Origin of the sequence: Bradyrhizobium sp. CCBAU 53421, from assembly GCF_015291625.1 — a bacterium.
GTDB lineage: Bacteria > Pseudomonadota > Alphaproteobacteria > Rhizobiales > Xanthobacteraceae > Bradyrhizobium.
This window is the reverse complement of record NZ_CP030047.1, coordinates 8,831,022-8,845,721: the sequence shown is the minus strand read 5'-3', so window position 1 is coordinate 8,845,721 and position 14,700 is coordinate 8,831,022. Positions and strand designations below refer to the sequence as shown.

12 protein-coding genes and 1 tRNA gene are annotated in these 14,700 nt (G+C 64.7%); 5 read left to right on the top strand and 8 right to left on the bottom strand.

Annotated elements, in window-relative coordinates:
* Positions 1–16 precede the first annotated feature (16 nt).
* From yidC to rpmH, 3 genes are read right to left on the bottom strand one after another with little or no spacing between them, the layout of a single operon-like run.
* Positions 17–1,906 carry a membrane protein insertase YidC gene (gene yidC, locus XH92_RS40915; RefSeq protein WP_194457079.1) on the bottom strand — a complete coding sequence of 630 codons (1,890 nt, stop codon included), beginning with the start codon at positions 1,904–1,906 and terminating at the stop codon, positions 17–19.
* Positions 1,907–1,909: 3 nt separating this feature from the next.
* On the bottom strand, positions 1,910–2,305 hold the full coding sequence (gene rnpA / locus XH92_RS40910) for a ribonuclease P protein component (protein ID WP_106324423.1): 396 nt from the start codon (positions 2,303–2,305) through the stop codon (positions 1,910–1,912).
* Between the two features lie 32 nt (positions 2,306–2,337).
* Positions 2,338–2,472: a 50S ribosomal protein L34 gene (rpmH, locus tag XH92_RS40905; RefSeq protein ID WP_008542748.1), complete on the bottom strand. Its 135-nt coding sequence runs from the start codon at positions 2,470–2,472 to the stop codon at positions 2,338–2,340.
* Between the two features lie 363 nt (positions 2,473–2,835).
* Here rpmH and XH92_RS40900 point away from each other — a divergent pair, with 363 nt between their 5' ends.
* The 4 genes from XH92_RS40900 (at position 2,836) to XH92_RS40885 (ending at position 6,003) form a co-directional block, all read left to right on the top strand.
* Positions 2,836–4,314, top strand: a complete 1,479-nt coding sequence (locus tag XH92_RS40900) for a sensor histidine kinase (protein WP_194457078.1) — start codon at positions 2,836–2,838, stop codon at positions 4,312–4,314.
* A 156-nt stretch (positions 4,315–4,470) separates the two neighbouring features.
* Positions 4,471–4,547: transfer RNA gene (locus tag XH92_RS40895), tRNA-Arg, on the top strand.
* 182 nt (positions 4,548–4,729) lie between these two features.
* Positions 4,730–4,996 (top strand): hypothetical protein, encoded by a 267-nt coding sequence (locus tag XH92_RS40890; RefSeq protein ID WP_194457077.1) that lies wholly within the window; start codon positions 4,730–4,732, stop codon positions 4,994–4,996.
* A gap of 206 nt (positions 4,997–5,202) precedes the next feature.
* Positions 5,203–6,003 (top strand): sterol desaturase family protein, encoded by an 801-nt coding sequence (locus tag XH92_RS40885; protein WP_194457076.1) that lies wholly within the window; start codon positions 5,203–5,205, stop codon positions 6,001–6,003.
* 54 nt (positions 6,004–6,057) lie between these two features.
* Here XH92_RS40885 and XH92_RS40880 read toward each other — a convergent pair whose 3' ends face one another.
* The gene (locus XH92_RS40880; RefSeq protein ID WP_371817903.1) at positions 6,058–8,088 is read right to left on the bottom strand and encodes a YgiQ family radical SAM protein; all 2,031 of its coding nucleotides are present in this window, start codon (positions 8,086–8,088) and stop codon (positions 6,058–6,060) included.
* Positions 8,089–8,440: 352 nt separating this feature from the next.
* On the opposite strand from XH92_RS40880, the gene XH92_RS40875 reads away from it, so the two are divergent.
* On the top strand, positions 8,441–8,818 hold the full coding sequence (locus XH92_RS40875; RefSeq protein WP_194457074.1) for a hypothetical protein: 378 nt from the start codon (positions 8,441–8,443) through the stop codon (positions 8,816–8,818).
* A 75-nt stretch (positions 8,819–8,893) separates the two neighbouring features.
* Here XH92_RS40875 and XH92_RS40870 read toward each other — a convergent pair whose 3' ends face one another.
* From XH92_RS40870 to XH92_RS40855, 4 genes are all read right to left on the bottom strand, one after another.
* Positions 8,894–10,390: a sugar ABC transporter ATP-binding protein gene (locus XH92_RS40870; RefSeq protein ID WP_194457073.1), complete on the bottom strand. Its 1,497-nt coding sequence runs from the start codon at positions 10,388–10,390 to the stop codon at positions 8,894–8,896.
* Entirely contained in the window at positions 10,387–11,484 is a 1,098-nt protein-coding gene (locus tag XH92_RS40865; protein ID WP_194457072.1) for a hypothetical protein, read from the bottom strand. The genes XH92_RS40870 and XH92_RS40865 overlap by 4 nt, the downstream gene beginning before the upstream one ends.
* Positions 11,481–13,604: an SMP-30/gluconolactonase/LRE family protein gene (locus XH92_RS40860; protein WP_194457071.1), complete on the bottom strand. Its 2,124-nt coding sequence runs from the start codon at positions 13,602–13,604 to the stop codon at positions 11,481–11,483. The genes XH92_RS40865 and XH92_RS40860 overlap by 4 nt, the downstream gene beginning before the upstream one ends.
* Before the next feature lie 77 nt (positions 13,605–13,681).
* Positions 13,682–14,698, bottom strand: a complete 1,017-nt coding sequence (locus XH92_RS40855) for a sugar ABC transporter substrate-binding protein (RefSeq protein ID WP_194457070.1) — start codon at positions 14,696–14,698, stop codon at positions 13,682–13,684.
* Between the last annotated feature and the right edge of the window lie 2 nt (positions 14,699–14,700).

Sequence of the window (14,700 nt, the reverse complement as noted above, 5' to 3'; positions counted from 1 at the left end):
GCAATGGCGGTGCTGCCTATGTCGGCTTCTTGGCGAAGGTCGACTTCAGATTGTCGAATAACTCCACCTTCACGCCGTTCTTGCGCATGATGAAGCTCTGCTGCAGCACCGAGAGCGTGTTGTTCCAGGCCCAGTAGATCACGAGACCCGCCGGGAAGCCGGCCAGCATGAAGGTGAAGATCAGCGGCATCCAGTCGAAGATGATCTTCTGGGTCGGATCCGGCGGCGCCGGGTTGAGCTTCATCTGCACCCACATCGTGATGCCCATGATGATCGGCCAGATGCCCATCACCAGGTAGGCGCCGAAGTGCGGTCCGAGCAGCGCGATCGGATCGAACGGGATCAGCCCGAACAGCGTGAACAGATTGGTCGGATCGGGTGCGGAGAGGTCCTTGATCCAACCGAAGAACGGCGCGTGCCGCATCTCGATGGTGATGAACAGCACCTTGTAGAGCGAGAAGAACACCGGGATCTGCAAGGCGACGGGAAGACAACCGGCGATCGGGTTGATCTTCTCCTTCTTGTAGATCTCCATCATCTCCTGCTGCTGCTTCACGCGGTCGTCAGGATAGCGTTCCTTCAGCGCCTGCAGCTGCGGCTGCACCGACTTCATCTTCGCCATCGAGGCGTAGGACTTGTTGGCGAGCGGGAAGAACAAGAGCTTCACGATCACGGTCACGAGCAGGATCGCGATGCCGAAATTGCCGACCAGGCGATAGAACCAGTCGAGCGCCAGGAACATCGGCTTGGTGATGAAGTAGAAATGGCCCCAGTCGATCAAGAGATCGAAATGGTTGAGGCCGAGCTGCTTGTTGTAGCCGCCGAAGCCGACCAGCGGGAAGTTGAGGCCGACGGTCGCCGCCTCCTTCGCGCCGGCGAACAGCCGCGCATTGGCGACGCCGGTGCCGCCGATCGGGATGGTCTGGGCGCCGAGCATGTAGTCGGCCCGATAGCGCTTGGCGCGCGGATCGGAAGCCTGGTCGTTGGTAAGACGGGCCGTTTGCAGTGTGGCGTTGGTGTCCGGCAGAAGGGCTGTCGCCCAGTATTTGTCGGTAATGCCCAGCCAGGCGTTGGTCACGTTGTCAAACTTGACGCCACGCGAGTCCTCGCCGGTCGGGATCTTGCTGTCGTCGATGTTCTTGTAGGTGTATTCCTGCAGACCCTGTTCGCCGAGATAGCCGATCAGGCCTTCGTGCAGGATCGCGTAGCCCGAGACCGGCGGCTTGCCGCCGCGCGAGATCAGCCCGAACGGGTACAGCGTCACCGGCGCGCTGCCTTGATTGATGACCTCGTCCTTGATGCTGAAGAGGTAGCGATCGTCGATCGAGATGGTGCGGCGGAAGGTCAGGCCCTGGCCGTTCTCGTATTTCAGAATCACCGGGGTGCTCGGCGTCAGGCTGTTCGACCCCTCCTGCTGCCAGACGGTTTCGGCGTCCGGCGTCTTCACCGACGCGCCGTTGGCGGTCAGCCACAGGAACTCGGCATAATACGGCTCGGCCGTGCCCGACGGCGACAGCAGCACGATAGCCGGCGACTTGGGGTCGACCGTCTCGCGGAACTGGACCAGCGACAGATCGTCGATCCGGGCGCCCTTCAGGGCGATGCTGCCGATGACGCGCGGGGTGTCGATCTTGATGCGCGGGCCGGCTGCGAGCACGGTCTCGCGGCTTGCCACCGGAGCGTCAGCAGCAGGCTTGCCCGGTGCCGGCGAGGGCGTGGTCGAAGCACCCGGAACTGCGCCGGGAGCAGCCCCCGGCGTGGCCTGCGGCGACGGCTTCAGCAGCTCGGCCTGGCGCTGCGCCTCGCGCTGCTTCTCCATCTGCGGCACGTTGTAGAAATATTGCCAGGCGATCAGGACGAGGCCCGACAAAATGACGGCGATGATCGTGTTGCGGTTGTCGGACATCTCTCAGGGTCTCGTCATTCCATTCGGATTGGGCGCGCTCTTGTTACCCGCCTTGTCGTTGCCCGTCTTGGGCGCAGGCCGGTCGAGGCGACGCAGCGCCGACCGCAGGTCGTCAATCATGGTCGCAAAGTCGCGGGTCAGCGCGTCACGACGGCCGACTAGCACATAATCATGGTGCGGGCGCATGAATACGGCATCGACCCGTCTCATCACTTCGCGAAGCCGGCGGCGGATGCGGTTGCGCTCGGTCGCGGTGCCATTCTTCTTGGTGACGGTATAGCCGACGCGGATCGGGCCCTGATCGTCGCGACGGCGGCCTTGCAGCACAAAAGCTGCGGTATTCGCCCGTGCGCCATTGGCAACGGCGAGGAAATCCGCCCGCTGCCTCAGCCGATCCATAATGGGTATCTCCGGAGAGGAGACGTCCGGGCTCAGGCGCTCAGGCGCTTGCGGCCACGCGCACGACGCGCAGCGAGAACCTTGCGGCCGCCGGCCGTGGCGAGACGGGCGCGGAAGCCGTGACGGCGCTTGCGCACCAGTTTGCTGGGTTGATAAGTCCGCTTCACGGGTAATTCTCCGCTGACCGGGCAATTTGCCGTTATATTGAGATGGAATCCGGTGATGCTGGCGGGCTCAAACGAGCCATTTACGGCCCCAAAGAGCCGCCCCCGGTCAAGAACCGGGCCATCGCGGACAGTTGGCGCGGCTTATAAGGGAGCGCCCTGTTTTCGTCAATGTCACAGGGCGTCGCAAAGAGGGTTCTTTGAAACGTCGCAATTGGGGCGAATATATCTGATTTCGCGGGGTATTTGACGGTAAGGGTACGCTTTGAGGCGTTCGGGGAACCGCCGACATTAGCGATCCGTAATTTGACCGGCTTGGGGCCGGACCGCATCTTCCGACCCCTCAGCCCAACAAGGCCTTATCTTGTGGCTCTAACTGACGATCAGGCGACCGCGCAGAAGCAGCGGTCCAAGCCGTCCCTCCGGCTCGGGCTGTCCGGCAAGCTTTTGCTGCTGACGATCCCCCTGGTGATGATCGCCGGGCTCCTGATCTACGTGCCGGCGATCGCCAACTTCCGGATGAACCGGCTCAATGACCGCCTGGCCGCCGCCAATACCGCGGCGCTGGTGCTCGATGCCGCCCCGTCCGGCCTGGTGCCGGATTCGCTGGCCCGGCAGATCCTGACCAGCATCGGCGCCCGCGCCGTCGCCATCAAGCTCGGACAGCAGCGCCGCCTGCTTGCCAGCGCCGATTTGCCGGCCGCGATCGATCATGACGTCGACATGCGGGCCATGACGGTGTGGTCGGCGATCGTCGATGCCTTCGAGATCATGCTCGAACATGGTGACCAGACCATCCGCGTGGTCGGGCCCGCGCCGGGCCAGGCGCAGTTCATCGAGGTCGTGATCGACGAGAAGCCGCTCCGGCAGGCGATGTACCGCTTCTCGCGCAACGTCCTGGTGGTCGCGCTGCTGATCGCCGGCCTGACCGCCGGCCTCGTCTATCTGGCTCTGCATTATCTGTTCGTCCGCCCGATGCGGCGGCTGACCGCAAGCCTGGTCGGCTTCCACGAGAATCCGGAGAGCTCGGCGCGAATCATCGTGCCGAGCCAGCGCGGCGACGAGATCGGCGTTGCCGAGCGCGAGCTGTCCGACATGCAGCGCGACCTCGTCTCGATGCTGCATCAGAAGAGCCGGCTGGCCGCGCTCGGGCTTGCCGTCTCCAAGATCAACCACGACCTGCGCAATCTGCTGGCGTCTTCGCAATTGCTGTCGGATCAGCTCGCCAGCGTGCCCGACCCGCGGGTGCAGCGCTTCGCGCCGAAACTGCTGCGCTCGCTGGAGCGCGCCATCGCCTTCTGCCAGTCGACATTGTCCTATGGCCGCGCCCAGGAGGCGGCGCCCGATCGCCGCGTGATCATGGTGGAGCCTGCGGTGGCCGAGGTGCGGGAATCGGCCGGGCTGGCGACCGATGTCTCGATCACCTGGATCAGCGCGATCGAGCGTGGCCTCACCATCGACGCCGATCCGGATCAGCTGTTCCGCGTGCTGCTCAATCTGGTGCGCAATGCGACGCAGGCCCTGGAAAGCCGGCAGGACAGCGATGGCGGTGCCCAGCAGATCCGCATCACCGGCCGCCGCGAGGGGACGGTTGCGATCATCGAGGTCTCCGATACCGGCCCCGGCGTGCCGGCCAAGGCGCGCGAGCATCTGTTCGAGGCGTTCCAGACCTCCGGCCGCCCCGGCGGCAGCGGGCTGGGCCTGGCGATCGCCGCTGAGCTGATCCGCGCCCATGGTGGCCATATCCATCTGGTCGAGGGCACCATCGGCGCCACCTTCCGGATCTCGATCCCGGACCGCCCGGTGGAACTGCTGTCGATCCGCAGCGAGCGGGCGCGGGCGTAAACCGGCCTCCCGGCATTCCGGGACCGCTTGAGCCGCCCCCGAAATTGGGCACTTCCAGACCTTGCCAACGGGACCGGGAGCCTGTAGCTAGAGCGCTCTTTCGCGACGTTCCGGGGCTCCCGGAGCCATCCGGGCTTCAGGCCCACCCGCGAAAATGCGCCCGTAGCTCAGCTGGATAGAGCATCAGACTACGAATCTGAGGGTCGGACGTTCGAATCGTTCCGGGCGCGCCATTCATCTTTGTTTTCATTGGATTTTCGCGACGCCTGCCGGGCGAGATCGCCCGCAGCGCTTTGCGGCTTCCGTTGCCGGGCGGTCGCAGCGTTCAACTATTTGTGCGATGCGGCATTGGTTTTATTGCTTTGCAACAAAATAGGCTTAGGTCCGCTTCTCGATTCCATCGAGGAGCCTTCAAGTGACCAAGATTTCCCTCTCCATCATCGCCGCGACCTTTGTGATCGCCAATGCGACCGCTGCATCAGCCGCGGAGCGTCCGACTTTCGAAGCCGCGGGCCTGCCGATCTCGCCGGTGCAGGCTGCTGTGCTCGGCGCTGCGAATGTCCGCGAGCAGGCGCCGGTCGCCGCGACGTCGGCTACTCCGCATCAGCTCAATGTCCTGACACCGCGAAGCAAGATCACAACGGCGCGGGCTTCTGTCCGGACGAACCGCTCGCTGCACTGACCGGCATTGCCGATCTCTTTCAGAAGGCTCGCGACAACGTCGCGGGCTTTCTCATATGTGAGGCGTGCGACGGCTGCCTCCAGCCCGCAAAAACCCTGCTTGCGCCCGTCCGGTCGTTGAGAAAAAATAAGCCGTTTCAGGCTATAGGCCGGCACATTGTTTTTATTCCTTCTGGCTGTCCTTTTTGAACCGGCGGGTCGTCCGTCATGTCGAGTGAGATCTCAAAGGCCGTTTTGCTGGCGGCGATATTTCTGGGGGTCATCTACGGCAGTCGCATCCTCGAAAAGAGGTGGCCCATTGCCGATGTGTCGCGCGCCGAATTTCGGGATGATTGGCTGGCCGTTATCGTGAGCGTCGGGCTGGAGCACATGCTTGCTCCGATCGCGGCGATCAGTGCTGGTGCGATCATGAGCTATGCCGGGGTTGGCTGGATTGCGCTGCCGACCGAAGGCTACTGGTGGTTCGTCTCGCTCGCGATCGTCGTGGTGGCGCTCGATCTCTACAAGTACACATTCCATCGCCTGCAACACGCGATCCCCTTTCTTTGGGCGATGCACTCGTTCCACCACAGCGCAAATGGCATCACGTTCATCACCGGCGCCCGGCACTTCTGGCTGGAGAGGGTGCTGTCCGACGCCTTTCTTCCTGTTCTGGCGATCCTGTTTCGGATCCCGCCGGAGATGGCGATTGCCGCGGCATTCATCTTCTTTGTCCCCGATGCGTGTGCGCATCTCAACATCCGCATCCCGCTCGGCCGGTTCGTGACGTGGATCAACAACCCGCAATGGCACCGGATCCATCATTCGATCCATCCCGAGCATCGGGACAAGAATTTTGCTGCCTTCTTCCCGCTCCTGGACATTCTGTTCGGCACGGCATGGGTGCCGAAGCCGGACGAGTATCCCGCGACAGGACTGGTGCCGGCTGAACGGGTGGACATCATCAATAGTGTGATCTGGCCGATCCGGCATCTTCGGCAGGGGCAGTCGAAGAATGAACCGGGCTGAAGGTCCCGCGTCGCCATGCTCGGCCGGATCCGACTTCCGGCCAGCCATGGCCTCTCACTTGCGCATCCGCAAGCCTTTGGTCGTGAAGCGCTGCGTCCTGCCGCCCTCGCGCAGGGGGCGTTGCGTGCCAGCGGCCTTGCCGGTGCCGGGCGGTTGCTGCGCGGGTACCAGCTGATCGGGCCGAGAGCCGATCAGATCGGCACGGCCCATCTGCTTCAGCGCCTCGCGCAGCAGCGGCCAGTTATCCGGGTCGTGATAGCGCAGGAACGCCTTGTGCAGCCGGCGTTGCCTGAGGCCCTTGATCGCCTCGACCTTGTCGCTCGCCCCGCGGCGCACGCCGCGCAGCGGATTGACGCCGGTGTGGTACATCGCCGTGGCGGTCGCCATCGGCGAGGGCAGGAACGTCTGCACCTGATCGGCGCGGTAGCGGTTCTTCTTGAGCCACAGCGCGAGGTTCATCATGTCCTCGTCGGTCGTGCCGGGATGCGCGGCGATGAAATACGGGATCAGGAAGTATTTCTTGCCGGCCTGCTCGGCGGCGGCGTCGAACATCTTCTTGAAGCGGTTGTAGGCGCCGATGCCCGGCTTCATCATCTTGTCGAGCGGGCCGCGCTCGGTGTGCTCGGGCGCGATCTTCAAATACCCGCCGACGTGATGGGTGACGAGCTCCTTGATGTATTCGGGGCTCTCCACCGCGAGGTCGTAGCGCACGCCGGACGCCACCATCACCTTCTTGACGCCCTTCACCTCGCGCACCTTGCGATAGAGCCGGATCAGGTCGTCATGCGAGGTGTTGAGGTTCGGACAGATCTCGGGGAAGACGCAGGACGGCCGCCGGCACGCCGCCTCGATCTTCGGATCCTTGCACGCCATCCGGTACATGTTGGCGGTCGGCCCGCCGATGTCTGATATCACGCCGGTGAAGCCCGGCGTCTTGTCCCTGATGCGCTCGATCTCGCGCAGGATCGAGACCTCCGAGCGGTTCTGGATGATGCGGCCCTCGTGCTCGGTGATCGAGCAGAAGGTGCAACCGCCGAAGCAGCCGCGCATGATCGTCACCGAGAACCGGATCATCTCCCAGGCCGGGATCTTGGCGTCCTTGTAGGAGGGATGCGGCGCGCGCGCGTAGGGCAGGTCATAGACGGCGTCCATCTCGGCCGTCGTCAGCGGGATCGGCGGCGGATTCAGCCACAGGTCGCGGTCACCGTGACGCTGCACGAGCGGTCGTGCATTGCCGGGATTGCTCTCCCGATGCAGTACGCGCGAGGCGCGGGCATAGGCCTCGCGGTCCTGTTCGACCTGCTCGCAGGCCGGCAGGCGGATCACCACGTTGCCGGACTGGCGCGTTGCGCCCTCGTCGGCGGAGTCGAGGTCGTCGGCATGCAGCTCGGCGTAATCCTCGGGCACGCGGCGGAACAGCGCGACGCCTCTGATCGAGTCGAGATCGCACGGCGCTTCACCATTGGCGAGCCGGTGCGCCACCTCGACGACGGCGCGTTCCGCGTTGCCGTAGAGCAGAAGGTCCGCCTTGGCGTCCGCCAGCACCGAGCGGCGCACCTTGTCGGACCAATAGTCGTAATGCGCGATGCGGCGCAGCGACGCCTCGATGCCGCCGAGCACGATCGGCACGTCCTTGAACGCTTCGCGGCAGCGTTGCGCATAGACGATGGTGCAGCGGTCCGGCCGGCGGCCGCCCTCGCCGTCCGGCGTGTAGGCGTCATCGTGGCGCAGCCGCCGGTCCGCCGTATACCGGTTGACCATCGAATCCATGTTGCCGCCGGTGACACCGAAGAACACGCGGGGCTTTCCCAGCGCCTTGAACGGTTCGGCCGACTGCCAGTCGGGCTGCGCGATGATGCCGACCCTGAAGCCCTGAGCCTCCAACAACCTGCCAATGATCGCCATGCCGAAGCTCGGATGGTCGACATAGGCATCGCCCGTCACCAGCACGATATCGCATTGGTCCCAGCCGAGCGCCGCCATCTCGGCGCGGTTCATCGGCAGGAATGGTGCCGGCTTGCCGGGGCGCGCCCGGTGGCGCGGCAACGACATGAGGGACGGTTCGGCGTTGGCAAGGGTGCTCATGGCCATCACGCATAAGACTCCGGCGTCGTGAATTCAACCAATCAACATGCGGCACGACCCGGCCGTGTGCTGCGCTTCCCGAAGAGTTCCGGGCAGGCCCAAGGGAACAGGTGTGGCAGCCGGCAAATCATGCCGATATCTCAATGGCATAAAAGATGAATACCGGGACATCTTCTGAATCGTTCCGACGGCCAATCGTGGCGCCGTTGCGGCGTTTGCCATTGGCCGCGTCCGCTGAGCCGGCCGCCGGTGCAGGTTGTTTGAGCCTGCAGTCGCATCCATAGAACCTGCTCGGCATGTCCTGCGACAAATACCGGGTGATCGCCATCGATGCGGTCGGGAGAATGAAGTGATGTCGGACAGGTCTGTACTCGCCTGCTTGGTCTGCACTGCCGTGATGCTTGGTGCGCTCGGCGCATCCGTGCACGCGCAGACGCCGTCGAGCTGCAAGGAGCCGCGGGAGGGCACCAATCGCGTTCCGATGCTGTCGCCGCCGCTCGCCAACGTGGTGACGGGCAAGGGACGGCTGCAATTCTACTCGGCGCCGAATCTTCATTGCCCGATCAGCGGCGTGTTCGTCATTCCGAACGACGAGCTCGTCGCCTACGCGCAAACCGATGATGGCTGGTCGTCGGTGATGTACCTCAATCCGCGGGGCGGCAACGACGTCTCGGGTTGGGTGAGGTCGGCGAGATTGAAGGCGACCGGGACCGTCGGTCCAAAGCAGTAGCGGGCGAACCGGGATCGCCGCAGACACGGCTTCCATGGCGTGGCCGGCAGGCCACGACGCATGTCTGTTGCGGCATCAATGGATCGCCGCATACATGATCTTCTCCTCGGTCGCCTCGACCGCGGAGAATTCCTCGACCACCTTGCCTTGGCGCGAGACCAGGATGCGGTCGGAGAGCGCCATGATCTCGGGCAGATAGGATGAGATCACCACCACCGCCTTGCCCTCGTCGGCGAGCTGGTTGATCAGCTCGTGGATCTCGACGATGGCGCCGACGTCGACGCCGCGGGTCGGCTCGTCGAAGATGATCAGGTCGGGCTCCTGCACCAGCGACTTGGCGATCACCACCTTCTGCTGGTTGCCGCCCGACAGTTCGACCACCTTGGCCTCGTCGCCGATGGCGCGAACCTTGAGGCGCTGGATCCAGCCCTTGCCGACCGTGTTGGTCTCGCGCCGCGACAGCAGCATCCGGCCACCGGGAAACTTCGAGAGCAGGCCGAGATAGATGTTGCGGGCGATCGAGGCGGTCTCGAAGAACCCCTCGACCTTGCGATCCTCGGTAACATAGGCGATGCCGGCCTTCACCGCCGGCGCCGGGACCCGGTAGCGCACCGGCTTGTCATGCAGCAGGATCTCGCCGCCATGAAAGAAGTCGCGCTTCAACACGCCGGATACGATCTTGAAGGTCTCGGTGCGGCCCGCGCCGACCAGGCCGAACACGCCGGTGATCTGCCCGGCAAACACCGACAGCGAATTGTTCTTCACCATCGGCGCCATCTTCAGATTCTGCACCGTGAGCACGCGAGCCCCGGCCGGGCGGACGCTGGTCTTCCTGGCGCCGTACAGCGTGTTGGAGAGGTCGCGTCCGACCATCGCCTGCACGATCGCCGCGCGGTCGAATTTCGCCGCGTCGTCGGTGACGACGTGCTTGCCGTCGCGCAGCACGGTGATGCGGTCGGCGAGCAGCAGCGCCTCTTCCAGCGCGTGCGAGATGAAGACGATCGAGACGCCGCGCTTCTTGAGATCGCGGACCAGGTCGAAGAAATACTTCTTCTCTTCCGGGGTCAGCGATGCGGTCGGCTCGTCGAAGATGATGACCTTGGCCTTGTGCAGGACCGCGCGCGCGATCTCCACCATCTGCTTCTTGGCCGCGCCGAGCCCGCTCACGGTCGCGGTCGGCGTCACGTCGAAATTGAGCGACTGCAGGAACTGCTGGGCGGCGATGTAGATGCCGCGCAGCCGGTTGTAGAATTTCTCCTGTCCGAGAAACAGGTTCTGCGCCACGGTCATGGTCGGCACCAGGCTGTTCTCCTGGAACACCATGGCGATGCCGAGATGGCGGGCCTCGAGCGGCGTGCGCGGCGCGACGTCGGAGCCGTCGACCGTCATGCTGCCCGACGTCAACGTCACGACGCCGGCCATCACCTTGGTCAGCGTCGACTTGCCGGCGCCGTTCTCGCCGACCAGCGCATGGATCTCGCCGCGACGAAGGTCGAAGTCGACGCCCTCGATGGCGGGCACGCCGGCGTAGAGCTTGGTGGCCTTGCGCAGCGAAAGCACGGTGTCGCTCATGAGCCTGTCTCCTCGGCGAGCCCGGCGAGGCGCAGTTTCAGCACGCGGCCCGGTCCCTTGGCGATCAGCACAAGGTCGCCGCCCAGCTCGAGTGCGGCGACGACGCCGTGATTGACGCCGTCGACCCGGCTGTGCAGCGAATACAGCGGCTTGCCGTCTTCGCCGAGCCGGATCACGAGGCCGTAGGAGCGCGGCGGCGCCCACGGCTTGATGACGCCCATCGTCTTGATGTGCGCGCCCTGCATCGGCTCCTTGAACGAGAAGCCCGAGCGCAGCCGCGGCGCCACCCAGTAGGCCGGATCGATCTCGGCCATCATGCGGCGCCGGTAGGCCGGCTCGCGCAGCACGAATTCGATCAGCTGGGTGCGTGCGGTGAACGCGGTCAGCCAGTAGCCGCCGCCCGCAGCCTTCGACAGCCGCGACGGATAGACGGGCAGGTGGCCGAGCACGGTCTGCGGAGGCCTGCCGTCCGACACGAGCACGAGACGATGCCGCCAGCTCTCGCTGACCAGCACGCCGTCGCCGCGCGCGCAGGCGCCGAAGGCGTAGCCTAGCTTTGAAGCCAGCGGTTTCACTGACCTTGTCTTGGGATCGAGCCGGAACACGCGGCCGCTGCGGTTGAGCTCCATCAGGTCGCGTGCCCAATCGTCAACGTCGCAGCTTGCCGAGCCGTCGGTCGCGATCAAGGTCCCGTCGTCCGCCGGCGTCAGCGCGTTGATCGCGTTGAAGGCGGCGTCGCTGAACGTCACACCAGGCTCGCCCGATGAAGCATTGGCGTAAAGGCGCACCTCGCGGCCGCGGAGCGCGACCGCGATGCCGCCGTCGGCGAGCGCGCAAAGCGCCGAGATCGGCTGCTCGAAGCTGCGCAGCTCGGTCGCAGCGCTGCCGTCGAGGCGCAGCAGGCGCCTTCCGTCGGCGACATAGAGGTTGCGGCCGTCGGTTGCGAGGTCCTCGGGCGCCTCGCATTCCAGCACGGTGGTTGCCGCCTCCAGCTTCTGGTTCGGCTTGAGCGCGCCGTCGAACGACGGCACGGTGATGGTGGCCTCGCCGCGGCCGAGAAAGCGGTTGGCGAATTCCCTGACGGCCGCGATCACGACGCTTTCCCCCAGCGCTTGTCATACTGTACGAAGTTCGGGTCGGCGTTCTCCAGCTTGTAGCGGCCGATCCGGTTGTTCATGATGCCGCCGAGATAGAGATAGCCGCGATGCTCGCGCATCGAGGTGATCATCGGATGGTTCTCGCCGCGCAGGTCCCAGAACGATTCGAGGATCTTGCCCTGTTCGTTGAACTTGACGACGCATCCGGTGTTGATGTTCGGGAACAGCCATTCGTCGACCGGGACGCGCTTGGCCATGCGGCGGCGGAAGCCCGGCATCTTCCAGGCAAGGTCAAGCGAGGGGCTGCGCATGCCGACCAGCGCCAGCCAGTAATTGCCGTCGGAGGCGAGGTTGATGTTGTCCGGATAGCCCGGCAGATTGTCCATCACCACCTCGACTTGGCCCTTCTTCGGCCCGGCGAACCACAGCCGCTTGATCGAGCAGCCGAAGGTTTCGGCGAACAGGATCGACTGGCCGTCGCTGGCGACGCAGATGCCGTTGGGGAATTTGAGGCCGCGCAGCGCGGTATGCGTGGCGCCGGTCTTGGTGTCGTAGCAGATGATGCGGCCGTTGCCGCGCGCCTCGAGGCCGTCGATCGGCCATTCGTCCATCTCGTAGCGCACGGTGGCTTCGGAGAAGAAGATCAGGCCGTCGTCGGTGATGTCGAGGTCGTCGGCGAGCCGCAGGCGGCTGTCGTCGTTCACCGAATGCATGCTGCGATTGGTCTCGTCGGTCGCCTTCTCCACGGTGCCGTTGGGCGTGATCCGGTAGAGGCCCATGCCGCCGATGCAGACATAGAGATTGTCCCGCCGGTCGAACGCCATGCCGAGCGGCTGGCCGCCGATATGGGCGAACACCTCCATGCGCTGATAGTCGGGCGCGAAGAAGCGCATGATGTCGCCATGGCGCGAGCCGGCGTAGAGATTGTTGTTGCGATCGAGGATCACGTCCTCCGGCGCCTCGATGCGGCCGAGACCGATCAGTTCGACGTCGCGCAGCTTGTCGTTCTGCTCGAACGGGCCGCCCTGGCCGATCTCGGTGGCTGGCGGCGGCGGCAAGGCGTGATAGGTCGGCGCGACATACACCTTGCTGATGATGCGGGTGCGGTTCTTCTGCCAGCGGATGTCGACCATTGCGGCAACCAGCAGGATGCCGGCGAGCGCCATGCGGTTGATGCCGCCGCGCGCATTGAGCGTGGTCAGGCCGTTGGTGATCAGCAGCACGATCAGAACGCCGACCAGCGACTTGGCGACCGAGCCCTTGCCGCCGCCGAGTGTGATGCCGCCGAGCACGGTCGCGGTCAGCACGATCACCTCGAGGCCGACGCCGATATCGCCGCCGACGGTGCCGAGCCTTGCCGCGAAGAACAGCGCGGCGATGCTGGTCAGCACGCCGCTCGCGACGTAGCACAGCGCGATGGTGCGGCGAACCGGAATGCCGGAATTGTAGGCCGAACGGCGCGAGCCGCCGATCGCGGTGATGTGCCAGCCCGGGCGCAGCCGGGTCATGAAGATATGGCCGAAGATCGCGATCGCGATGTAGACCAGCGCCACGCTCGGAATGCCGAACAAATCGCCGCCGCCGATGAAATTCCACGACGGGATGTCGGGAAAGGCCGCGGCGATCGAATTGGAGTAGCGCTGGATCAGGAGATCGAATGCAGAGCGGTAGATGATCAGGGTGATCAGCGTGGTGATGAAGGCGCGCAGCCGAAGATAGCCGATCAGCACGCCATTGACGGCGCCGAGCAGTGCGCCGCAGGCGAGGGTGCCGGCCACCACCGCGGGCACCGGCCAGTTCAGCACGTCGAGCAGATAGAGCGCGCAGAAATCCGTCAGCGCGAAGATCGAGCCGACCGACAGATCGATGCCGCCGACGATGACCACCAGCGCCATGCCGAGCCCGATGAAGCCGATCTCGCCGGCTTGCCGCGCGGTGTCGGCAAGGCTCGCCGGCGACAGGAAGTGATCGATGGAGCGGCTCAGCGCGAAGCCGACGATCAACAGCAGGATCACCGGAATTGCAGTCTCGGTCCAGCGCTTGGACAGGATCTCGCCGAGGAGATGATCCGGCCAATAGCGGTAACGCAGGCTCGTCAAGGTGTCGCGCATCGGCATTCCAGCAAGGCGTTCGATTATGGGAGGTGAACGTCCCGGGCGGGATGCGCCCGGGACATTCAGCGGGAATGGCCGGATTATTTCTTCAGGTCACCGAGATTCCAGCACGCGGTCTGGCTGTCCGCGTTCTCCTTGGTGATCGGAATCAGGGTGGTGTATTCCGAACCCTTGATCGAGCCGGCCTTGGCGCCCGACGACAACAGCCATTTGATGGTGCCGGCCATCTGCGCGGCCTGGGTCGGCACGTCGTAGCTCAAATTGAGGTCGAAGGCGCCGGACTTCACGAGCTCGCAGGCGCCCTTGCGCTCGCCGCCGCCGGAGGTTGCGACGAACACCTTGCCGGTCAGGCCGGCTTCCTTCACCGCGGCCGCGGTACCGATGTCCATGCCGTCCCAGAAGCCGACGATGCCGCAGAGATCGGGATTCTGCTTCAGCACGGTCTGGGTGATCGCCTTGGCCTTTGCCGCGTCCCAGTCGGCGGCCTGGCTCGAGACCACCTTGATCTCCGGATGCTTGGCGAGCACGTTCTCGACACCCTTGAGCGTGTAGGCGCTGGCGGCGGCCGAGAGCGCGCCCTGCACGACGGCGATCTTGTTCGACTTGCCCTGGCAAGCCTTCACGACCGCCTCAGTGTCCTTCTCGCCGATCTCGATCCAGTTGGCGCCGACAAAGGCCGAGGAGCGATAGGCCGACCCCATGTTGATCTGGATGACGTAGATGCCCTCGTTCTCGGCGCGCTGCAGCAGCTTGGCGTAGGTCTGCACGTCCGGATTGTGGATCACCATCACGGCCGGCTTCTCCGAGATCAGCGAGGTCACCGCCTGCGCGCCGGCATTGGTGTTCCAGTTGGGATCGCGGATCTCGAACTTGACGCCGAAGGGCTCGAGCTCCTTCTTCATGCCGGCGTACCAGCCTTCGGTGAGGTCGAAATTCATGGCGACCGGAACGTAGGCCACCGTCTTGCCGGCGAGCGACTCCTTGAACGGCTTCTGGAACGGCTCGTCGAGGCCCTGCTGGGCCAGAGCCGGGGCGGCGATGGCCGCAAGCCCGAGCGCTGCGGCGATCACCTTGGCAGTCCTGACAGCGTACTTCATTG